Genomic DNA, 21,757 nt, shown 5'->3' on the forward strand with positions numbered 1-21,757 from the left:
GCGCGTTGCGCCAGCCTGCGCGCCGTCGCTGCGCCGTCTTCGCCTGCGCTGGGCCGGACAGCCATCCGGCCAGCGCAGCCGGCGGCGCGCGGGGCCGCTTCCCGGCCGGCCGTTGGCGGCACGGCCAGTCCCACGCAGCGCCAGGCGGCGCGGCGCGGCGGCACGGCCAGACGGGCGCCGGTCCGCAACGCCGTTGCCGCGCCCGCCGCGCCATTTTTGCGTCCCGCAGCGCCTCCGGCAATGTCTCTGCACGCAAGGGACGCGGCCGCGCCAGGCCCGCGGGCCGGCGCCTGGCGCACCCCGGCGCAGGCCGCGCCAGCGCCATGGTCAGCGCCGGCCGCGCGCGCCTGCATCGTCCTCGGACGCTACCAGGGCCGCCAGCCGGTGCGGCGCGACATGCGCCAGGCGGCGCCCGCTGCCACGGCCGAGCTGCAAAGCCGCGTCGAGCACATAGTCGAGACGCGCATGCTCGGCGTGGAACGCGCCGTCCAGACCAGGGTGGTGCATGAAATCGTGCATGGCGGGCAGTCGCAGGAGCAGTTGCGCAAGGTGCTGACCGAGACGCTGTTTTCCACGCCGGTGCTGGCCTCGCTGACCGACCGCATGGCCGGCGCCATCGCGCGCCGCGGCGCCACCGAACGCTATCGCCGGGGAGGCGCCTGATGCTGGAAATGGCCAAGATCGTCGTGCATGCGACGCGCGAGGAAATCCCCGTGATGTACAACCCGACCGAACTGTCGCTGAACAAGACCGTGCTGGTGCAGGGTGAAGGATCGAACATCCAGTTCCAGCGGGTCAACAATGACGATTTGACCGTGTCGCTGTTTTTCGATACCTACGAGCAGCAGGTCGACGTGCGCAGCAAGACCGGCAAGATCGTCGCGCTCACCGTGCCCAGCGTTGGCACGAATGTGCGCAAGGAACCGCCGGTGCTGGTGTTTACCTGGGCCGGCCCCCTGTTTACGGGCATCATCGTCAAGCTCGACCAGAAATTCACGATGTTCCTCAGTTCCGGCATTCCCGTGCGCGCCGAGCTGAACGTGACGTTCAAGTCGGTGCTGACGGAAGAGGAGGACTTGCAGTCGCGCGGCTATTTCAATTGCCGCCAGCTGTGGCAGGTCAAGCAGGGCGACCGCCTGTACCTGATCGCGCAAGCCACGCTGGGCGACCCGGACCAGTGGCGCCTGATCGCCGCCCAGAACGGCATCGAGGATGTTTTGAATTTTCCGCAGCGCAAGGATATCGGCCGCAATCTGGTCATTCCCGACGTGCATGCCGGCAGCGCGGGAGCCGTGTATGCTTAGCGTGCAGACCGGTGCGTTCAAGATCCTGAAGAACCGCAGTCCCTTGCCGTCCTCGATCGTGGCCGCCATCCACAACGTGCGCGTGCACGATGAAATCAATGTGCCGGCCATGTTCAGCTTCACGCTCGACATGGTAAAGGCGGACGGCGCCTGGCAGGACGTCGACCTCGACGTGTTCAAGCCGGGCGACCAGATCACGATCTTCCTGGGCCTGAACCAGTTGCATCAACTGATCAGCGGCGATATCACGGCCATCGAACCGAGTTTCAGCACGGCGTCCTCGGCCGCCACGATACGCGGTTTCGACCGCATGTACCGGCTCAAGTTCGGCACCCGTACCAAGACCTATAGCTTGCTCAACGACAATGAGATCGTCAGCGACGTGGCGCGCGCGGCACGCCTGCCCGTCACCCTGGAAGGCCAGCCGGACACCATCAATCAGTACGTCATCCAGAACAATGTCTCCAACTACGCCTTCCTGATGGAGCGCTGCAAGCAGCTCGACTACGAACTGCTGATGGCCGACACGACCCTCGTGTTTCGCCCCTCGGCCGAGGGCAAGGGCGCCATCAAGACGCTCAGTTACCCGCGCGACCTCAGCGCGGTGAGCCTGAACCTGAAGGTGCCGACCATGGGCCAGAAGGTGACCGCCATCGGCTACGACGTCGAAACGGATGCCGTCATCACGGCCGTGGCGCAGTCCGGCACCAGCCAGGACAAGATGGGCGGCAGCGAAACGGGCTACGAGGTGGCGGAAGATTTTCCCAGCTCGGAAATGACGCTGCAATGCCCCGGCATCAGCGACCCGGCCGCACTGCAGGCGGTGGCTGACGCGCAATTCCAGAGCCAGCTGCAAAGCTTTATCGAAGGCCAGGCCAGCCTGGTGGGCGACAGCGACCTGGTGGCGGGCGTCAATATCAAGATCACCGGGCTGAGCGAGCGCTTTGACGGCACCTATTACGTCACGTCGAGCACCCACGACTATGACGACAGCAGCGGCTACAAGACGGACATCAACGTACGCAGGACGGGCATATGAACGGCAACGCAGCGGGCGTCTCGCTCGGCAAGGTGAGCAATACCGCGGACCCCAAGGGCCTGGGACGCGTCCGCGTGTTCCTGACGCTGAGTGGCGCCACCATCGAGTCGGACTGGCTCCAGGTGATGAGCTTTTTCGCGGGCCCCGGCTATGGCGCCTTTTTTTTGCCCAGGAAAGACGACTCGGCCCTGCTGGCCTTCGCCGACGGCGACCCGAACCAGCCGTATGTGCTGGGTTTCCTGTGGAACGGCGTGCAAAAGCCACCCGTCGAGGCGGCCCGGCAGCAGGAGGTGCGCATGCTCAGGACGCAACTGGGCAAGGCCATCGTGCTCGATGATGGTGCCCAGGGCAAGATCACCATCATCGACGACAAGAACAACCGGATCGAGCTCGATACCGCCAACAACAAGGTCAGCATCAGCAGCGAAGGCGACCTGGCGATCAGCGCCAAGGGCACGCTGACCATCAGCGCCGCCCAGGTCGTGCTGCAGACCACGGACGGCAGTGTCAAGGCCGATCTGTCGGCCCAGGGCATGCAGTTGCAGGGCGCAAAGGCGCTCAAGCTGCAGGCCGCCATGATCGATCTGAACTGATGGGCATGGGCGCCGCCAAGGCGGGCGATAGCATCGTCAACGCCGCCGACATCCACATCGTGCTGGTGCCGAGCCCGGGCGGGCCGGTGCCGACCCCGCAGCCGTTCCCGTTTTCCGGCAAGATCGCCAGCAATACCAGTCTGAACGTGCGCATCAACGGCAGGCCTGCGGCGACGGTCGGTTCGATGGCCAGCAATGTGCCGCCGCATATCGCCGCCAGCGGCCAGTTCCAGGTGCCGCCCACCAATCTGGGACAGGTGATGCTTGGCAGCCTGACGGTACGCATCAACGGCAAGGGCGCCGCGCGCGCGGGCGACCTGTGCGAGACCTGCCACGACCTGCCGCCGGCCGGTCCGCAGGCGCCGCCGCCCACCGTGCAGGTGGCGGGCATGAGCACCGTGAGGATGGGCTAGCGATGGCCGCCGGCGCCGATTTCCTGGGCCAGGGCTGGGCGTTCCCCGTGCGGACCAGCGGCGGGCGCGTGCTGTTCGCGGCCGGCGCCGACGACATCGCCGAGGCCATCCTGATCATCCTGCAGACGGCGCCCGGCGAACGGGTGATGCTGCCGGCCTTCGGCTGCCGCATCAATGAGCTGGTGTTCTCGGCCGGCAATGCCAGCGCCAGCAGCCTGGCGCAGCTGTACGTGAAGCAGGCGCTGGACCGCTGGGAGCCGCGCATCCAGGTCACCGGCGTGGCCGCCCTCATCGACGCGCAACAGCCCAATTGCCTGCGGGTGTCGGTCGATTACCTGATCCGCTCGCACAACCAGCCGGCCAATCTGGTCTACCCATTCTTTCTCAAATAAGCCAGGACATACGCATGGACATGCAATTGATCGACGACCGCCTTGCGGAATTGAAAAGCAACGAAAGTGCGGGGCAGGCGCAGCTGCAGGCGCTGCAGGACGAGTTCAACGAGCGCAAACGTCAGCTCCAGGCAACCTTGCTGCGCATCAGCGGCGCCATCCAGGTGCTGGAAGAGTTGCGCGTGGAAGTGGCAGGCGAGCCGCGTCCATGACGTCCCCGACGCTCGACTTTCGCGACGCGGAGCAGTTCTATGCGCAGACGCTGGCGCTGGCCAAGGCCTACGTTCCCGAATGGAGCGACTACTGGAACACGCTGCCGCCAAGCGCGTCGGACGTCGACCAGGATCCGGGGCTGGTGCTGCTGAAGCTGTTTTCGCAGCTGGCCGCGTACACGGCCGATATCGAAAATGCCATACCGGAGCAGCGCCGCCTGGGTTTTTTCCAGTTCATGAACATGCAGTTGCGCGCGCCGTTGGCGGCGCAGGCGCCGCTGCGCTTCCTGCTCAAGGCCGGCCAGCCGGCGGTAACGGTGCCGGCACAGTGTGCGGTGCTCGATGGCCAGGACCAGACGATCCGCTTCCAGACCAACGAGACGCTGCTGGTGCTGCCCGCCACGCTGTCGGCGGCGCTGACGCTCATCCCGGCGCAGGATCAGTTCATCGATGCCTTGCCCGGCCTGCTTGGGGACCAGGCCGGGGTGCCGATCTTCGTCGCCAGCCAGCAGGCCGATCCGGCCGAACAGCCGCTCGGGCACTGGTTCATGATGGGCGATCCGGTCCTGTTCAAGCCTGACGATGCGCTGCAAAGCATCACCGTCAGCCTGACCGGCAAGCAGCTGTACCCGGAATATTTCGGACAATGGTTCGATGGCGCGCTGACGCCGCTGACGACGCAATTGACGAGTTCATCGTCGGAGCGCCAGCTCGACATTGTGCTTGGCATGACGCCGCGCGCGGCCGCCGTGCCGCTGGCGCAGCTGCAGCGGCAGTTGTACCGGGCGGGCGAGCCGGGCGCCGGTTTCGATGCCGCACCGTTGAGCGGCCAGGATGGGGAAGCGCAATACTGGCTGCTGGTCAAGCCCGCGCCGCAGGTCCAGGTGCTGGCCTCGCTGGCCCCGCAATTGCCCGTCATCACGGGGTTGAACTGCACCTTCAAGGGCAAGGCCATCGTGCCGCAGCAGGCCGCCTGCAATGGCGTGCTGCTCGATATCGCGAATGGCGCCTATCCGTTCGGCGAGACGCCGAAAACCAACGATGCGTTCTACCTGCGCTCGGACAGCGTGTTCGCCAGGACCGGCGCCCTGGTGACGATCTATTTCACGCTCACCACCTTGCAGTGCACTTTTCCCGTGCAGCTGGTCTGGCAATTCTGGGACGGTTTGCAATGGAGCGCCTTCAACGCCACCACCACGGACGCCAGTACTTACCAGTTCGTCGACCGGATCAACAATTTCCAGTATGACAATCCAGATGGCGGCACGTATATCCAGTTCGCCTGCCCGAAGTTCGGCCCGGGCACCGTGGCCGGTTCCGAAGGGCTGTGGCTGCGCTGCGTGATCGCCGAGGGCGGCTACGGGCAGCAGGGCGGCATTGCCAGCACCAGCGTCAGCGCCACCATCGACGCCATTCCCGCGGATGTCCTCGACCAGGCGCAAAAGCTGGGGGTGAGCAAATACCTCAACGACGTGGCTGGCGTCAATTTCAGCTATACGATTTCCCAGCCCAGCTACTACCCGCCATTCGTGCTGTCGGCGCGTATCGAGTACAGCTTCGCGGCCAAGCCGCAGAGCTTCTGGAGCTACAACGCCTTCACCCTGAGCCGTTTCCTGTTCAGCCCGTTCAAGCCGGTCGACGCGCTGCTGACCGGCTTCTATTTTGCCTTCGACGACGCGGGATTCGCCGCCGCCTGCGTGGGCAACAAGCTGGTCCTGTATTTCTACCTGCAACAGGAACAGGCCGCCCCCGGGCGCACCCTGCAGTGGGAATACCACGACGGCCAGCGGTGGCAGGCGCTGGCGGTGGACGATGCCACCTATGGCTTGAGCCGCTCCGGCCTGGTTGGCTTCGTGGTCCCGGCCGCAATGCAGGCGGCCTATCTGTTTTCGCAGACGGCGTTCTGGTTCCGCATCAACAACGCCCATGTCGACCGCACCATCCGTCTGTATGGCATGTATCCGAACACGGTCATGGCGTCGAACCTGACCACCTTGGTCGATGAAGTGCTCGGCTCGAGCAACGAGCAGATGTTCCAGCAGTTCACGCTCGACTATCCCCCCGTGCTGGCCGACGTGCTGGTGTGCGTGATCGAGCCTGCCGGGCTGATGGCGGGGCGGGAGCCAGGTGCGGCCGAGTTTGCCGACGCGGCGCTGGCGGAGGTGCGCGTGGGTGCCGGCGAGGTGGCGCGGCGCTGGACCCAGGTCGAGAACTTCGCCTTCAGCGGTCCGACCGACCGCGTGTACATGCTCGACTACGCAAACGGGCTGCTGACTTTCGGCGATGGCTACAACGGCATGATCCCGCCGCCCGGCCACAACAATATCGTCGCCATGCGCTACCACCACACGCAAGGGCTGGCGGGCAACGTGGGCGCTGGCGCGCTGACGGTGTTGCGTCCCGGCATCGCCAACATCGCCGCGGTGGCCAATCCGGCCCCGGCGGCCGGCGGGGTCGGCTGCGCTACGCGGGACGAGCTGGCTGCCACCAGTCCCGCGCTGGTGCGTGCGGGCGGCTGGGCCGTGCAACTGCAGGATTTCACGGCCCTGGCCGGTGCCGCCAGCGCCCAGGTGGCGCAGGCGCGCGCCGTGGAGGCGGAAGGCAATACCATCCGCATCGCGGTGCTGCCCCTGTCCACCGATCCGCAGCCGTACGCCAGCCCGGCGCTGCTGGACCAGGTGGGCGCGTATGTCAGGCAATACTGCCTGGCGGCGCTGGTGGAGCGCATCCGCGTCGAGGCGGCGCGCTATGTGCCGGTGTCCGTCACGGCGCAACTGGCGGTGCGCATCGCGCCCGACCAGATACAGGCCGAACAGGCGCGCATCGCGGCGCTGCTGCGCGCCTATTTCCAGCCCGTGTATGGCGGCCCGCCCGGTCAGGGCTGGCGTTTCGGCCAGACCGTGCAGGCCTCCGCCATCCATGTGCTGTTGCGCAGTCTGCCTGGCGTGAGCGCCGTGCCGGGCCTGAACGTGAATGGGCGCCAGGATGGCAATGTCGTGCTGGCGCCCACCGAGCTGCCCGTCGCTGGCGGCATGCTCGTGTATATCTCGGCGGTGTAGCGCATGGCCTTCGAACTGCCCGACCTCGACCGCAAGAGCTACCAGGAACTGGCAGCCGACCTGGTGCGCCGGATCCCGCAGTACACGCGCCAGTGGACGGACTACAATGATAGCGATCCGGGCATCACCCTGCTGCAATTGCTGGCCTGGCTGGACGAGTCGCTGCTGTACCAGGCCAACGCGATTCCCGTGCAGACGGACGAGAATTACCTGCGCTGGGTGCTGGGCCTGGCCTTTTCCGCCAACCAGACCGCCTACAGCCTGGCCGCCACCGCCAACCACGACGCCGCCTTCCTGGCCTTGCAGCAAGTGCTGGCACAGCTCGAGCAGGGCGTCGTGCTGAACAAGCCGACGCTGCAGCGCCATGTGCTGGCCTATGTCGGCCATCCCTACATGGCGCTGACCCTGTCGAATATCGACACGCTGGCGCTGGAAACCAACCAGGTCATCGCGCAGCAGGCTGCCGGCGGCAAGGGGGCGACGCCGTTGCTGGTGCGGCGCGCGTATGCGCAGAGCGCGGGGCAGGGCAGCGTTGTCTGGATACTCAGCGATGCGCAATGGCGCTACCAGTATCCGCCGTATCCGAACCAGGCTGGCGGCGGCACCACGCGGCGCAAGGTGCTGATGATCGAGGCGGCCGACGACGCGGCGGCCGAGCGTGCCTTGCTCGCGGCCGTGAACAAATACCTGGCGCCGCGCGTGATCGCCGGCAACCGCGTCCAGGCGCGGGCGGCGCAGTTCACCGACATCAACGTGACGCTCGTCGCCGGCTGCGTGCCGACGGTGCGCCTGGAGGTCACGCTGGGCCTGTTGTTTGCGCGCCTCTTCGCCTACTTCCTGCCGTGCGAAGGAGGCGCGGCCGGCCAGGGCTGGCCATATGACGGGGCGCCCACCGAAGCGGCGCTGCGCCAGTTGATTCTGGCCGTGCCGGGCATCGCATCCATCGACGGGCTGGTCTTCGATTTCATCCCGACCCTGGTGCTCGACCGCATGGCCGTGCTGGACGTCAACGCCCAGCTCGCCGATCTGCCGCCCGGCACGCCGGCGATGTTTTACCGGGGCTTGCCGCGCCTGCGCTGCCTCGATGTCAGCGTCCGGAGCAATGCCGCATGAGCGCGCCGTCAAGCTACCTGCGCTACCTGCCTGCCGTGTACAGCACCACGCAGCCGGCTTTTCTCGCGCAGTACCTGAAGATTTTTGAAAAGATATTGACCGGCATCGGCGACGCCGAGCTGGGCGGGCGCAAGGGTATCCATGAGCTGCTGCAGGCGGACGTCATCGGCAACCTGTTCTATCCGCGCCTGAGTTTCCTGTTTCCTCCCTCGGACACGCGTTTCATTCCGCCCATCTCCGGCGCGACGGCAAAGCAGGAAACGGCCATTCTGGCCGACCTCGACACCTATATCCAGGTGCCCGCGCCCGGCGATCCGCTGGCGGGCTACGTGGCCGCCGCGCCAGGTGCCTCCGACCCGAACGCGCCCATCGAGGCCTGGCTCAACGATTTCCTCGTCTGGTTAGGCAGCTGGGTTGCGCTGGCGGTCGACAATGACTGGGACATCGACCAGAAGCGCACCGTGATCGCGGAAATCATGGCCCTGTACCGCCTGCGCGGGACCTTGCAGGGCTTGAGCATGCTGGCCGACTTGCTGCTCGGGCTGCCCATGGCCATGCACGGCCAGCAACTGGACGACAGCGGCAAGTGGGTCGCCATCGACGGCGTCCTGTCGGTGAGCATCAGCGCGCCAGCCGCGCCCGACATCATGGCAAGCGACCTGGCCGGCAGCGCCTTCATCGTGCGCGACGCCTACGCGAGCGGCGCGCCCGTCGTGGCGGGCTACCTGCCGTGGCTGTTCAACGTGCAGATGGTGCTGCCGAACGCGCACGACCCGCTGTTCATCCTGACGGCCTCCAACGTGGCGCAGATCCAGGCGCTGTACGGCCGGCTCGAACAGTTCCTGCGCGTCATGAAGCCGGCCGCCAGCAACTACCTCATCACGATCGTACCCAGCATGCAGTTGCAGGCGGAAGGTTACGCCACCGCGCTGGGCGTCAATACTTTACTCGGCCAACAAGGAAGCATGACATGAGCACCATCATCAAGGCGGACGTCGCCACCCACCTGAATTATCAGACCGGCATGTTCCTGACGTCGGACTACATGACGCTCGAGCAGAGTTACTTCAGCAACTGGTTCTGGCTGCAAAACCAGTACCTGTTCTCGTCCGGCGTGCTGAATGGCATGCTGGTGAGCCAGGCTGGCAATACGCTGGCCGTCAGCCAGGGCGTGGCCTTCGACGATGCCGGGCATTTCCTGATCCTGCCGTCCGGCGCGACGCCGGTCACGCTGCCGTCGGACGCCAGCAACCCCATGCTGGTGTACGCCTGCTACCCGGACACCAGCGCGTCGACGGCCAACGTGGTCAACGAGGCGGCCCAGCTGCACGCCGCGAAGAGGGTGCCCGACCATGGCGTGCTGCTGGCCACCGTCGCGCTCGACGCCAGCAAGGCCATCGTCAGCGTGACCGACAGCCGCATCCCGGTGACGAGCCGGCTGCCGGCCGCGCTGGGGGAGACGCAGGGGGAAATGCGGGCAAGCGCCGTGCCCGACACGTTCCTGCAGGGCACGCTGACGGTGCCGGCGGCCCAGTTGCAAGGCGCGGGCGCCAGCACCAGCGTCACCGTCCATTTCGACGCCGCGCAACAGGATGCCTTCAGCGCGCCGCCCACCGTGATGGTGACGGTGGGCGGCAGCGTCCCCTACGCCACAGCCGTCGCGTCCGGCACGGCGCAATTCGTCGTCACGCTGCTGGCGCTGCAGGCGGCCGGCGGCCATGGCGATATCACGCTGTCGTGGATCGCCTTGCCCGGCGCCGCTGCCGGCTTCATCGGCCGGGGAATCGCATGAAACAGCCACGTGTCGAACGGCCCAACTATTTTTCGGGCGAAGCCTTGCTGACGGACGATTTCCGCTGCGAGCAGCAGTATCAGATGGACATGCTGGCGGCGCGCAATGTCAGCCTGTACCTGTATGGCATTGCGCACGGTCTCGAGGTTGCCGCCCCGGCGGATGGTCAGCCAAGCCAGCTCGAAGTGTCGCGCGGCATGGCGATCGACGCCCTGGGCCGGCAGATCATCCTGCTCGAGCCAGCCGTGCTGACGTTCGATCAACTGGTCCCTGGCGCAAGCTATTTCATCACCATCAACTATTTCGAGGTGTTCGCCGACCTCAGCGACGAGAGCGGCACGGCCGGCTACAAGCGCATCGTGCAGCAGCCGCAGATCCAGTACTTGCGCAATCTCGACCAGCCCGGCACCAACATTTTGCTGGCGGTCATTTCCCTGACCACCGAGCGCAGCATCAACAGCCTGACCTACAAATCCGGGCGCAACGAACGCCGCTATGTGGGTACCAGCGTCGGCTCGGTCAATTTCGTCACGGAAGGTGCGGGCGTGAACCAGGCCGCTTCCACGCCGTCCAATCTGGGCGGCGCGACGGTGCGGGCGGACTACGCAAGCATCAGCGCGCGCCGCGAAGGCAGCCGCGCCGACGGCTATTACCTGGAGTTCGACGCCCCGCGCGGGCAGTTCATGGGTTTGCTCACGGCGCGCAACAACCTCGGCGTGGGCACCGACCATCCGGTCGCCAACCTGCAGGTCGACGCCGTGACCTTCAAGGGCATGGGCACGATCAGCTGGGATAACCAGCTGGTCACCTTCTCGGATGCGCCCGCGCCGTTCCTGCAAGTAGGCGACCAGCTCATCGCGGACCCTTCGGTGCGCATGGGGACGGCCCAGCGCCGCACCGTCAGCAAGATCGTCCAGGATGGTTTGCAAGTCGAGATCGACGCCGCCTTTTCGCCCACCACGATGCCGGCGCCCGGATCGGGCTATACCTACATGCGCTCGGCCCTGGCCCGTTTTTCGCGCAGCGACGGTACCTTGCTGCAGGTAAGCCTGGACGGATCCATCGGCCTGGGCGTGCAGGCCCTGGCCAAGGGGGGCTCCGCCAGCGCCGGGCCGAATGCGCTGGTCATCGGGCCGGACCGCAACGTCGGCATCGGCCTGAACGAAGGCGCGCCGCGCGCCGCCCTCGACGTGCAGGGGCAGATACTGGCCGACAGCCTGACTGCCAGCGGCGCCATCAAGGCCCAGAGTTTCGAGGGCAACGGCTCGAAGTTGCAGGGCATGGCCATGCTCAGCTACTGGACCAAGGAGTCGCCGGGGCAGGCGGCGAGCCGGCTGTTCTACGATGGCGGCAACGTCGGCATCTTCGACCGCAGCCCGGCTGCCTCGCTGAGCGTGGGCGGCGGCAGCGCCTTCATCGGCAACGGCGTCATCAGCTCGATCAGCGACAATGTCGTGCAGGGTTACAACACCACGTTCCAGGACCAGGTCAAGGCCGGCGACCTGATCGCCATCGGCACCCTGAACCAGCAGCAGGCGGTGCTGGCCAAGACGCCCGTCAGCGATACGGAATTGGTGCTGGCGACACAGTTTGAAATTCCCGTCATCAATTCGCCCTATAGTTACCTGGTGTCGGGCACGTTTGCGCCCGTCGCCGGCAGCGGCAAGGTCAGCAGCAATGGCACGACCATCACTGGCACGGAGGGCACCAAGTTTACCGCCCTGTCGGCCGGCGACACCTTGCTGATTCCCCGCTTCAACCCGCTCGCGGTGCAGGTGCAGAGCGTCGCGCAGGTGGCCAGCGATACGCAATTGACCTTGTCCGCGCCGTATGTCGGGAAGGTCGACAGCCTGCCTTACCAGTTGCTGGGGGCCGACGGCGTGAAGAAGGACGGGGCAGGGACCATCAGCATCGATGCGGCCACGCCGACCCTGGTCACGGGCACTGGCACCGCCTTCCTGAGCGCGGCAAAGGCGGGCGACCAGCTGTTCGCCGCGGCCGATCCGCAGACACTGCCGCGGATGCTGCGCGTCGGCTCGGTCGATAGCCAGACCCAGCTGACCTTGCTGGCATCGGGCGACGCCGGCGCGCCCCCGTTCGCGGCCGCCAATTCGGCCTACATGGTCAGCGCGGGACTGCTGGCCCAGTTCAAGGCCAACGACGACAATGCCATCCTTGCGCCCGATGACGAGGCGGCGCTGGCGCCGGCCATGCTCATCGTCAGCAATAGCAACGCAAGCAACGCCAATACGGTCGCCATCAATGTGGCCCTCGCCAAAGTCGATACGCAGTACGCCCTGCAGGTGAACGGCCCCGTCAGTTTTGCCAGCGGCTCGGCGACCTTCGACGATCTGACGGCCAACACCGTCTGGGCCCGGGAGTCGCTGGCGATCGGGGGCACCGGCTTTGCCGCCGGCGCCAATCTGTTCAGCGTGGCCGCGGTGGGCGGGGCGCCCACGCTGGCCGTCGCGCCGGGCGCGGTGGCGGTGACGGGCAATGTCAATGTCGCCGGCAACGTCACGGCGACGGGCACGCTGCAGGCGGCCAGCCTGGTGGGCGATGTGCTGGGCGAGCGCGTGCAGTATCACAACCCTGAGTATCCCTGCAAGCAGCTTGCGGCGAGCGACGGCATCCTGATGGCGTTCATGGGGACACTGACTCTCGATTCGCCGCCACCGGCATTTTTCGGCATTTTGCAGGGAGCGACGGTCGACGCCGGCGGCCAATCGACCAGTGCCACCTACGTCACGGCTTTTACCAAGCCCGTGACGGTGCAAACGGGGAAGAAGAGCGCCAAGACGTACAACGTGCCCGTTCCCGGCGTGTTTACGCTGCCGGTGAGGCAGGGCGAGACGTGGGAGGTCAAGCTGGTCACGAATAAAGATGCAGGCGAAACGCCGCCCGACGTGGTGCTGACCTGGATACCCGCCGCGGCCGGCGCAGCGGCATTGAGCGCGCGCACGGCGGGGCCGGACATCAACCCGAACCGGCTCATGGCCGACTCGTTCCTGAATCTGCAGCAGCGTCTGGCCAGCGGCCAGGCGCAAGGCACGGTCACGGCCACCGCCCAGGAAGTGATCGATGGCCGCGTCAACGACCTGACCCAGATCTTCGGCGATGCCACCCACATGAGCACCGACGAGGAAGAACGGGCGCAGTTCGTGCGCGACCTGCAAAAGATCGTCTGCTCGCCAGCCCTGCCTGGCGAAGCCGACGTCGTCAAGCCGCTCGATCCGCAGGCGGTCCAGGATTTGATCGACACCTTCGGCAAGGCCAGCGGCCACAGCTTTACCGACGCGCAGCGCGGCCTGCTCCAGGCCGGCGTCGAGGCGCTGGTGCAGATCAACGACAGCGAGGCCAGCCGCGCCGACCTGAATTTGATCAAGAAGAATATCGGCTTGTTCATCGGCAACGTCCAGCAGGTGCTGGGGATCGAATTCAGCAGCACCGACACGCGGCTGCTGACGCGGGCGCTGGTGCGGCTGGTCGGCGACGGCAGGCAGAACGATATGTGAAGCATTTTCGCACTTGCCGGACACGGCAGGACATTTGATGTTGCATCTCACCATGGAGTTGTCATGAAACGTAACCATAAACACAGCAATGACTTTGGCGCGCGCACCACGTATTCGCAGGCCGACCTGGTCGAAGGCGTCTTCAGCACGGTCGCCGCCAGCGACGGCTTCGTGATGGCCAGCATCGGACAGCCAACCATCACCGCCCCCTACATGGGCATGCTCGAGGGCAGCACCATCGACGCCGGCGGCAGCATGACCAGCCATACCTATGCCACCGGGTGCACCCAGGCGGTCACCGCATCGTCCGGCAAGAAAGGAGCGCACACGTATTTCATCCCCTTGCCAGGGAACTTCACGATGACGGTGCGGGCGGGCGAAACCTGGAAGATCCAGTTGACGGCCGACCCGGCGATCGGTCCCGCGCCCCTGGTGGAGTTCGTCTGGACGCCGGAGAACGCCAGCTCGATCGCGCTGGAAACCCGTGCCAGCCCCACGGCGGCGGCCATGGCGCAGTTGCGCGAGGAAGTCGCGTCGGGCCGATTGCAGGAAAACCTGCTGGCCTCGGCCCAGCGCACGATCGACGAACGGGTGGGCGACTTTGCCCACGTGTTCGGCGATGCCACGAAGATGAGCAATGACGAGGGCGACCGGACGCGCTTCGTGCAGGGCCTGCAAAAAATCGTCTGCAGCGCCAGGCCGGCGGGCCAGCCCGTCGACAACCGGGTCGACGAGGCTGACCTGACCAGCCTCGTTGCCACCTTCGGGCAGGCTACCGGGCGCAACTTCGGCGTGGAACAGAAGGATTTGCTCAAGGACGGCATCCGCGCGCTGGTGAAAATCAATGAAAATGCGGCCAACCGGGGCGACCTGGGCCTGATCGATGCCAATGTCCGCCTGTTCCTCGACAATGTGCAGCGCGCCACGGACATCAGTCTCGGCAATGCCGACCGGCGCCTGCTCACGCGTGCCCTGGTGCGCCTGGTGGGCGACGGACGCCACGGCTGATGCCCGTGCCGGTCTTCCCCTTGCTGGATGAGGCCGCCTGCGACGATTGGGTCTTGCGGGTGTCGCTGCTGGCCCGCCACTGGCGGCAGCGGCATGCCGAGGTGCCCTTTTATTCACTGGGGCTGGCGGCCTACCTCGACGCCGGCGCGGCTCCGGCCGGCCCCTACTGGGACCGGCCGGAGCGCGACCGCAGCAACCGCCTGCTGGCGGCCCATTTTGGCGCGCTGCTGCAACTGGTGCAAGATTGCCTGGAGCGCCATTGCGCGCTGCCGGCCCTGCTGGCGCCCGAGGCCGCCTGGCCCGGTTTTCATATCTACCTGCCGCACCCGGCATTCGCCGGGCCCGTGGCAAGCGTGCACCGCGACCTGCAATACCGCGACGTGTTCGCAGGCCGGCATTTTGGCGCGCAGGACTTGCTGAGTTTTACCTTGCCGCTGAGCGTGCCGGCGGGCAGCGGCCTGCATCTGTGGCGGCGCGAGGATGCGCAGCCCGACTTCATCGCTTACCGCCATGGACAGATGATCGTGCACGACGGGCTGGCGCTACACCAGGCGGTGCTGGCCTGCGGCCAAGGCGGCCTCGAGCGCATCACACTGCAGGGCCATGCGGTCCGCCTGGACGGACAACTTCTTTTGTACTGGTAAGACCATGCATCCTGAAAACAGCCCTGCAGACATTGCCTCCTTCCATCTGCCCGTCCTGACGCAGCAGCAATGCGCGGACGTCGTCGAGCGCCTGCTGGACCTGGAACCGTTCTGGCTCAGGCGCACCCGGCATTTCCCGATCCATACCCTGGGCGCGACGTATTACTACGATATCGTGGGCATGCCGGCGCGTCCGTATGAAAGGCTGGCGCGCCAATATAATCCTTTTCTGCTGGACAATTTCGGCGAAGTCTATGAGGCCTTGCAGGCGGCCCTGGGCGCCGCGCTGGGCCAGCCTGTCATTTACCATCCGGCGCTTGCCTTGCCCGGCTTTCACCTGTTCGGCGGCCATCCCGCCCTGCGTGCCTCGGAAGACCTCGACCTGGTGCACGAGCAATGGCAGGGCGGGCGCGAGACGGCCGACTTCCCGGGCAATCCCATCCACCTCGACCGCGGCCACCTGGCTGTCGGCCTGGGCGCGGCGCCGACGCTGTCGGTGACCTTGCTGATCGCCGCCGCGGGGCGGGGCGCCGGCATGAAAATGTGGCCGTTCGGACTCGAACGCACGGCCCATCTGGGCGACAGCGAGATCCTCGCGCTGCTGCAGCGCGAACCGTTCGAGCAGATCCATTACCAGACCGGGGCCGCCTTCATCCATTCCGGCCGTCGCTATCACCAGGCGCGCGGCTTCGACGGCGCCCCCGGAGACTATCGCATCACCTTGCAGGGCCATGCCGTTTGGCAGGCCGGGCAATGGCAACTTTTCTGGTGACACCATGTTCTTTCGTAACGACCAGTTCCCCTTTGCCGCGCGCCTCGAGCAGGGCTGGGAAAGCGTGCTCGACGAATGTCTGGCGCTGCCACGCGCCGAATTCGACGCCTGGCCCGAAACGGGCCTGTACAACCGCGGCTGGGATGTCTATGGCCTGGTGCTCGCAGGCCGTCCGATGCTCGAGAACGCCATCTTCTGTCCGCGCACGCTGGCCTTGCTCGGCTGCATCCCTGGCCTGGTGACCGCCGGCTTTTCGCGCCTGGCACCCGGCACCGAGATCGCGCCGCATGTCGGTTATACGGACCGGGTGCTGCGCCTGCACCTGGGCCTGCGCAGTTCGGCCGATTGCGCGTTGCGGGTGGGCGCGGCCGTGCGCCATTGGCAGCCCGGGCGCTGCCTGGTTTTCGACGACACGCAGGAACATGCGGCCTGGAACCGTGGCGATACCGACCGCCTGGTGCTCCTCGCCGATTTCACCAGGCCGGACGGGGTGTGAAACGATGAGCGCTCAAGCAGCCATGGCCGCGACCGACAGCGGCGCCTACGCGGACAACGGGGCCCTGCTGCAGGCGCTGCGCACGCTGGCCGACAGCATGATCGAGCTCGCCTTGCTGGCGCGCCAGGCGGCGGCGTCCGCGCCACCCGAACCGCCGTCCGGTGCCACCCTCGAGCGCCTGTACCGGCAAGCCAGCCAGCTGGGCGCGGCCGGCGCGGGCGGCGCTGAGGCGGCCGCGCGGCTGGGCGCGCGCATCGAGCAGCAGTGGCAATTGCTGGGGCAGCGCGCGGCGGCCACCGTCGAAGCGCAGATTTTCATTCCCTGGATCCATGTTTGCGCCTTGTTCAACCTTGAGCGGCCGCAACAGGAAGTGTTGCTGTTCGGTTTGTTGAGCGAAATCGAATGGCGCTATGGCGCCATCGTGCGCGCTTTCGGCGGCGACGCCAGTTCCGAGGGCCGCGAAGGCTGGATCGACCTGGCAGGACTGGATGCCATGCTCGCCGCCTGCCGCGGCACGCGTCCGGGCCTGCAATCATGCCTGATGGCCGATGCCGCCTTGCTGTACTGGAATCTGATCGTGTTGACGCCCGACACCAGCCTGGCCGGACCGGACGGCAGCTATCGCCTGAGCGAGCCGATTGCCGCGTATTTGCTGGCCCAGGCCGCGCCGCGCCTGTGTCTCGAGCGCCCGCTGAGCAGCCTGGAGAGCACGCTGGCGCTCGACGAGCACCTGGCCGACGCCCAGGCCCTCGCGCAACTGGCGCGTTTCATCGAGCACTGCGGCCCGGCGGCGCAGGCGCGCGCGTCCAGCCATGTGCTGCAATTGCAAGGGCCGGACCTGTGGCTGGCCCGCAGCCTGTGCGCGGCGACGTTTGCGACGATGGGCATGGCGTGCGTTGAACTCGACGGCAAGGAAATTTGGCAAGCCTATCTGAATGGGCAAAAAAACCGCCGTACCTTGCTGGCGCGCCTGCGCTTGCTGTGCCGCGATGCGCTGTTGTGCAACAGCACTTTCGTGCTCTTGCATTGTCACTGGCTCGGCACGCAGGAGGGCGCCGACGACGACCTGCTCGACGAGGTCATGCACGTGCTGTTCGAGAGCCAGCCCTACCTGGTGGTCTTGAACGGACCGGCGCGGCGGCTGTCCGACCTGGCCTTTCGCTATGCCCGGCACGCGGTGGCGGCCGTCCTGGTGCGGGTTCCTGCACCGGACAGCCGCTTGCGGCGCGCCAGCTGGCAGCGCCACGCGGAGGCTTTCGGCGTGCACGTCGACGATGCCTTGCTCGCCAGGCTGGTCAATCAATATCTGCTGACGCAGGAACAGATCGTGCTGGTGCTGAAGGAAGCGGCGAGCCGGCGCATGCTGCAGGCCGAGGGGGCGGAGGGCAGCATCGGCGACGAGCTGCTCGACGCCTGCCGCGCGCAGAGCAACCGTGAACAGATGAGCGTCGCGCATGAAGTCAAGACCACCTACCGCTTCAACGATATCGTCCTGCCGTACACCACCCGGCAATGGTTGCAGGAAGTACTGCAGTATGCGCAGCAGCGCCATCAGGTCATCGAGGAGTGGGGCTTCAACCGCAAGAATGAGCACGGCAGCAACCTGTGCATCCTGTTTTATGGTCCGTCCGGGACCGGCAAGACCATGGCCGCGTCGATCATCGCCAATGAACTGGGCCTGGGCCTGTACCGCATCGACCTGGCCAGCATCGTCAGCAAATACATCGGCGAGACGGAAAAACACCTGGCTCAATTGTTCGACCAGGCCGAGGCGATGAATATCGTGCTGTTCTTCGATGAGGCCGAGAGCCTGTTTTCGAAGCGCACCGAGACGAAGGATGCGCACGACCGCTATGCCAACCTGCAAACCGGTTATTTGCTGCAGCGTATAGAAAGCTACACGGGGATCGTCATCCTGTCGACCAACCTGATGGCCAATATGGACAAGGCGTTTACGCGGCGCTTCAAGTTCATGATCGAGTATCCGTTTCCCGGAGGCGCGCAGCGCCTGCAATTGTGGCGCAGCGCCTTTCCGCCCGCCGTGCCGCTGGCCGGCGATATCGATTTCGAGCTGCTGGCTGAACGCGCGCCCCTGAGCGGCGCGAACATCAACAGCATCGCCGTCAGCGCCGCCTTCCTCGCGGCGGCCGAACAGCAGGCGGTGGGGCAGCGGCACTTGCTCAAGGCAACGCAGCGGGAGTACCACAAGCTGGGCAAGGTGTTTTCACCCGATGATTTCCGCTGGGGCGACGATGCGTAGCGCCAAGTCGCCTGCGTGTCGGCGGCCGCATGCCGGTGTGCCGGAAGGGAGAATGGCCGATGCAGCATGAGCGGCTGCGGCATAAACCGCGTTCGCCGGCGCACACGGTGGCGCGCGACGGGCCGGACACGCCGCCACCGCGCGTTGCCGATGGCGGCGCGCCGATGCAGCAGTACCGCTATGCGCGTAGCCCGGCCAGCCTGCCACGGCAGCCGTCCATGGTCGCGCAGGGCTCGGCCGCCTTCCGGGCCATCGCGTCGGCGATGGGGGAACAGCATGGCGTCGATACGTCGACGCTGCGCGCCACGCACAATTCCCCGTTTCCCGCCACCGTGGATGCCGAGGCAACCTTGCAAGGCAATAAGGTCCATTTCGCGCCCGGCAAGGATAGCGAGCCGAACATCAAGCACGAGGTCGGGCATCACATCATCAATGTCTTGCGGGGGACGCCGCCCCGGGCCGATGCCCGCGTCAACGGGCAAGCCGTCAACACGAGCGATGAGGCGGGTGCTGAACGCCTGATGCGGCAGCCGCTGCAACGCGGGGCGGGGCCGTCCCGGCCGCTCGTCGCAAGCGAAGACAGCCAGGCAAATGCGCCCGTGCAGCGCACCATTGGCGATGCGAAACGCTATATCACGCGCAAGCAGTTGTGGCGGCAGGGCCGCAACGACGTGTTTTCCCTGCTGGCAGAGCTGTACTGGGAAGACTCTGTCGAGTATGACGAGATCCACCGGGAGTTGATGCGGGACCTGCCTGAATTTCCTGGTCCGGCCACGGATGGCTGGGATCCCGTGACCTCTGTTGACGCGGAAATGTTCTTGGAAGAGGAAATCGGGAAATTGGGTGCCATGTATGGCGACATGCCGGATCGCGTGCGCGATAGAGTCATTGAGTGGAATGGCAAGGTTTCGCGGCAGGGAATGGCGCGCAGGAAAGAGAAGAGCTCGGACGGTGCCAGGAAGCGCGTCAAGATGATGCATGCCGGAGGCGACAGCCTGACGCTATACCATGCCAAGACGGCCCCGACTACCGTGAAGCAGCCGCCGGAAGGCCAAGGGAAGAGTACTTACTTCAATATGAATCAGTCCGACTATTTCCGCTCCAGTGCAGCGAATGTGCAAAAAAGCATACTTGGACTGACAGGAAGTAACAAGCGTGGCGATGCCGGGTTCGTCAATGGCCTGGCTGCGATGTATAAACCCGCCAAGCAAAAGGCCAATGACACATCGAGTGGATCATCCCCATTGTTGAGCGCCCCCGTCGAACGGGAAAAAGGCAGCCCGTTCGGCATAATCAAATATAAACCGATAAGCCAGGGGCATCCCGGTCCCAAGTTGGGTGCAGAGATCAACAGCTTTACCTACAATTTGCTGATGAAAAATTCGCAGGTCAGCACTCCCGTGCCGGCGAGAGATAACCGCGATCCCGAGCGATATCTTCATACGGAAGATTACCTTGTCGAAGCAAGCCGCCTGGTCAATCACGATTTTGATACAACGCAAGACTATGAGTCGGAACTGTTAGGGCATTATCGGCAAATCGTGTCGGGGGCCAAGCGGATATACGGCGATAAGGACTGCACGTTCGGTACCCATACGCTGAAATTGGTGTATGCCGGCATGCAAGGCGAAACGAGTTTCTTTGCTTACCCCGCCGTTATCTTTGAAATTCAGGACAAGAAAAATCTGAAGAAAAGTGTGCCTGAGATCAAACAGGGGATTCTTCAGAAGTGGAATGAAATTAGCGATGTAAAAATGACCGAACGGCAAAGTTTTGGGTTTTTATACCCCAGCATCAGCGACCTCGAAAAATCGATCCGGATATGGCCGGGGCAGTATGACATCAAGGCGTTTCTCGCCACGCTGCAGAAAGTGATCCAGCCAACGCCCGATGTGGCGCGTAGCGGACGCAGGCGGGGCGGCGGCTTGCCGCTGCTGCACAACACGCTCAAGCGCAGCATGAATCTTGCCAAGGGGGCAGTGGGCCGGGTGGCAGTGGAAAACGACAAGGTCGAAGTTTTGCTCAATCGTATCGCCAGCAACTATGGTAAAGGCTTGCAGTTGTTAAACCGCTGGCGCAGCTGGCCAAGCGACGTGTTGTTTGCGGAGGCGACGCAGATCATCGAGAACCTCAATGAGGCGGCGCTCCACCTGTCGACGGAATATGAGCAGAGCGAGGCCAGGGAAAAAATGGAAGCGGCTGTCTTGCGCCATTACGAGGAACCCGTTGAGCGTGCCGGCTATGCCATTGCGTCGTTCTATCTCACCCACAGCGGGCAGCAAGGTTCGAGCAGCGCGATGATGTTTCACGGAGCGGACGCGGCCTTCGTGAAAAAATCGGTCAAGGACAGGGGACCGGTGTACTTTGAAACCATGAGCTCCAAAGCGGGGACCAAGTCGCTCAGCCTGGTCGACCCAGCCTATAACTTTACCACCAGAGAAGAACTGACTGCCTTTGGCAAGCAAAAAACCGGGGATGCGCAGATCTACGATATGACGAATATGGACCCTGCCGCGCTGCCTGGCCTGTTGGAAAAAAATACGCATGCCAAGGTCACGCTGTATGCAAGCCTGTCGAAACACTTCCAGTTCGGAACCGACAGCACCAATCTGGGCTTCGTCATGCATTTGCAAAAGGCCGGGGATGAGGCGCCAGTCGGTAATTACGTGCCGAAGGGCGCGGTGTGGGATATCGGGTCAAAAAGGGTGCTGAAAAAACCAGCCCATGTACCAGCCGTGCCATCTGCGCTCTACCATCACGCATCCTTGTTGCTCGATGCACAAACCGGCACGAAGAAAGTTGCAGGCAAACGCAAACGCAAGGAGTCGTTGTGAAAATGCCCGCCAGCAAAGCTGATCATGACGCATGCACCTTTGCGGCACAGACCGCCCATGCAGCCCGCCACAGACACGCGCCGCGCGCCCGCTGTCGTTCAGCGGCAGGGCGCGCACGGCGGCGCCGCCATGGCGAACTTTCGCTATGTGCGCAACCCGGCCGGCGGGCCTGCGCCCGACGCCAGGCGCGCTTCGTCAATGTTCCCGGGGGATTGATCGGGCAGGTCATCGCGCAGCGCCAGTTCGCCCTGCTGTGGCTGCTGGATCCGGCGGCTGTGCCGTGGGAAGAGATCGAAGTGGTCGTTTGACCA

General features: G+C 65.1%; 18 protein-coding genes and 1 pseudogene. All 19 read left to right on the plus strand.

Annotated elements, in window-relative coordinates; all coding sequences use genetic code 11:
- Nucleotides 1–663, plus strand: a pseudogene (locus J0O65_RS25100) (hypothetical protein); the annotation flags it as partial.
- Nucleotides 663–1,304: a CIS tube protein gene (locus tag J0O65_RS25105; RefSeq protein ID WP_215409891.1), complete on the plus strand. Its 642-nt coding sequence runs from the start codon at nucleotides 663–665 to the stop codon at nucleotides 1,302–1,304. The pseudogene J0O65_RS25100 and the gene J0O65_RS25105, both read left to right, overlap by 1 nt.
- Nucleotides 1,297–2,343, plus strand: a complete 1,047-nt coding sequence (locus J0O65_RS25110) for a phage late control D family protein (protein ID WP_215409892.1) — start codon at nucleotides 1,297–1,299, stop codon at nucleotides 2,341–2,343. Before J0O65_RS25105 ends, J0O65_RS25110 begins: the two co-directional genes overlap by 8 nt.
- Complete coding sequence (locus tag J0O65_RS25115; protein WP_215409893.1) at nucleotides 2,340–2,936, plus strand: phage baseplate assembly protein V; 597 nt, start codon at nucleotides 2,340–2,342, stop codon at nucleotides 2,934–2,936. Before J0O65_RS25110 ends, J0O65_RS25115 begins: the two co-directional genes overlap by 4 nt.
- Nucleotides 2,936–3,349 carry a PAAR domain-containing protein gene (locus J0O65_RS25120; RefSeq protein WP_215409894.1) on the plus strand — a complete coding sequence of 138 codons (414 nt, stop codon included), beginning with the start codon at nucleotides 2,936–2,938 and terminating at the stop codon, nucleotides 3,347–3,349. Before J0O65_RS25115 ends, J0O65_RS25120 begins: the two co-directional genes overlap by 1 nt.
- A 2-nt stretch (nucleotides 3,350–3,351) precedes the next feature.
- Nucleotides 3,352–3,741 (plus strand): GPW/gp25 family protein, encoded by a 390-nt coding sequence (locus J0O65_RS25125; RefSeq protein WP_215409895.1) that lies wholly within the window; start codon nucleotides 3,352–3,354, stop codon nucleotides 3,739–3,741.
- A 14-nt stretch (nucleotides 3,742–3,755) separates the two neighbouring features.
- Nucleotides 3,756–3,953 (plus strand): hypothetical protein, encoded by a 198-nt coding sequence (locus J0O65_RS25130; RefSeq protein ID WP_215409896.1) that lies wholly within the window; start codon nucleotides 3,756–3,758, stop codon nucleotides 3,951–3,953.
- Complete coding sequence (locus J0O65_RS25135) at nucleotides 3,950–7,012, plus strand: baseplate J/gp47 family protein (RefSeq protein WP_215409897.1); 3,063 nt, start codon at nucleotides 3,950–3,952, stop codon at nucleotides 7,010–7,012. Before J0O65_RS25130 ends, J0O65_RS25135 begins: the two co-directional genes overlap by 4 nt.
- A 3-nt stretch (nucleotides 7,013–7,015) precedes the next feature.
- Complete coding sequence (locus J0O65_RS25140) at nucleotides 7,016–8,125, plus strand: hypothetical protein (protein ID WP_215409898.1); 1,110 nt, start codon at nucleotides 7,016–7,018, stop codon at nucleotides 8,123–8,125.
- Nucleotides 8,122–9,099 (plus strand): phage tail protein, encoded by a 978-nt coding sequence (locus J0O65_RS25145; RefSeq protein ID WP_215409899.1) that lies wholly within the window; start codon nucleotides 8,122–8,124, stop codon nucleotides 9,097–9,099. Before J0O65_RS25140 ends, J0O65_RS25145 begins: the two co-directional genes overlap by 4 nt.
- Nucleotides 9,096–9,917 (plus strand): hypothetical protein, encoded by an 822-nt coding sequence (locus J0O65_RS25150; protein WP_215409900.1) that lies wholly within the window; start codon nucleotides 9,096–9,098, stop codon nucleotides 9,915–9,917. Before J0O65_RS25145 ends, J0O65_RS25150 begins: the two co-directional genes overlap by 4 nt.
- Nucleotides 9,914–13,432 (plus strand): hypothetical protein, encoded by a 3,519-nt coding sequence (locus tag J0O65_RS25155; RefSeq protein WP_215409901.1) that lies wholly within the window; start codon nucleotides 9,914–9,916, stop codon nucleotides 13,430–13,432. Before J0O65_RS25150 ends, J0O65_RS25155 begins: the two co-directional genes overlap by 4 nt.
- Nucleotides 13,433–13,495: 63 nt before the next feature.
- Nucleotides 13,496–14,440, plus strand: coding sequence for a hypothetical protein (locus J0O65_RS25160; protein ID WP_215409902.1), 945 nt, complete (start codon nucleotides 13,496–13,498; stop codon nucleotides 14,438–14,440).
- Nucleotides 14,440–15,084: a hypothetical protein gene (locus J0O65_RS25165; RefSeq protein ID WP_215409903.1), complete on the plus strand. Its 645-nt coding sequence runs from the start codon at nucleotides 14,440–14,442 to the stop codon at nucleotides 15,082–15,084. The genes J0O65_RS25160 and J0O65_RS25165 overlap by 1 nt, the downstream gene beginning before the upstream one ends.
- 4 nt (nucleotides 15,085–15,088) lie before the next feature.
- Nucleotides 15,089–15,856 carry a hypothetical protein gene (locus J0O65_RS25170; RefSeq protein ID WP_215409904.1) on the plus strand — a complete coding sequence of 256 codons (768 nt, stop codon included), beginning with the start codon at nucleotides 15,089–15,091 and terminating at the stop codon, nucleotides 15,854–15,856.
- Nucleotides 15,857–15,860: 4 nt separating this feature from the next.
- Nucleotides 15,861–16,352 (plus strand): aspartyl/asparaginyl beta-hydroxylase domain-containing protein, encoded by a 492-nt coding sequence (locus tag J0O65_RS25175; RefSeq protein WP_215409905.1) that lies wholly within the window; start codon nucleotides 15,861–15,863, stop codon nucleotides 16,350–16,352.
- A 4-nt stretch (nucleotides 16,353–16,356) separates the two neighbouring features.
- A complete protein-coding gene (locus J0O65_RS25180; RefSeq protein WP_251373986.1) occupies nucleotides 16,357–18,612 on the plus strand; it encodes an ATP-binding protein in 2,256 nt (751 codons plus the stop codon).
- A 59-nt stretch (nucleotides 18,613–18,671) separates the two neighbouring features.
- Nucleotides 18,672–21,446, plus strand: a complete 2,775-nt coding sequence (locus J0O65_RS25185; protein WP_215409906.1) for an HMG-box domain-containing protein — start codon at nucleotides 18,672–18,674, stop codon at nucleotides 21,444–21,446.
- Entirely contained in the window at nucleotides 21,443–21,754 is a 312-nt protein-coding gene (locus J0O65_RS25190; RefSeq protein ID WP_215409907.1) for a hypothetical protein, read from the plus strand. Before J0O65_RS25185 ends, J0O65_RS25190 begins: the two co-directional genes overlap by 4 nt.
- Nucleotides 21,755–21,757 lie beyond the last annotated feature (3 nt).

It is taken from the genome of Janthinobacterium sp. JC611, assembly GCF_018682595.1.
Classification (GTDB): Bacteria; Pseudomonadota; Gammaproteobacteria; order Burkholderiales; family Burkholderiaceae_D; genus Janthinobacterium.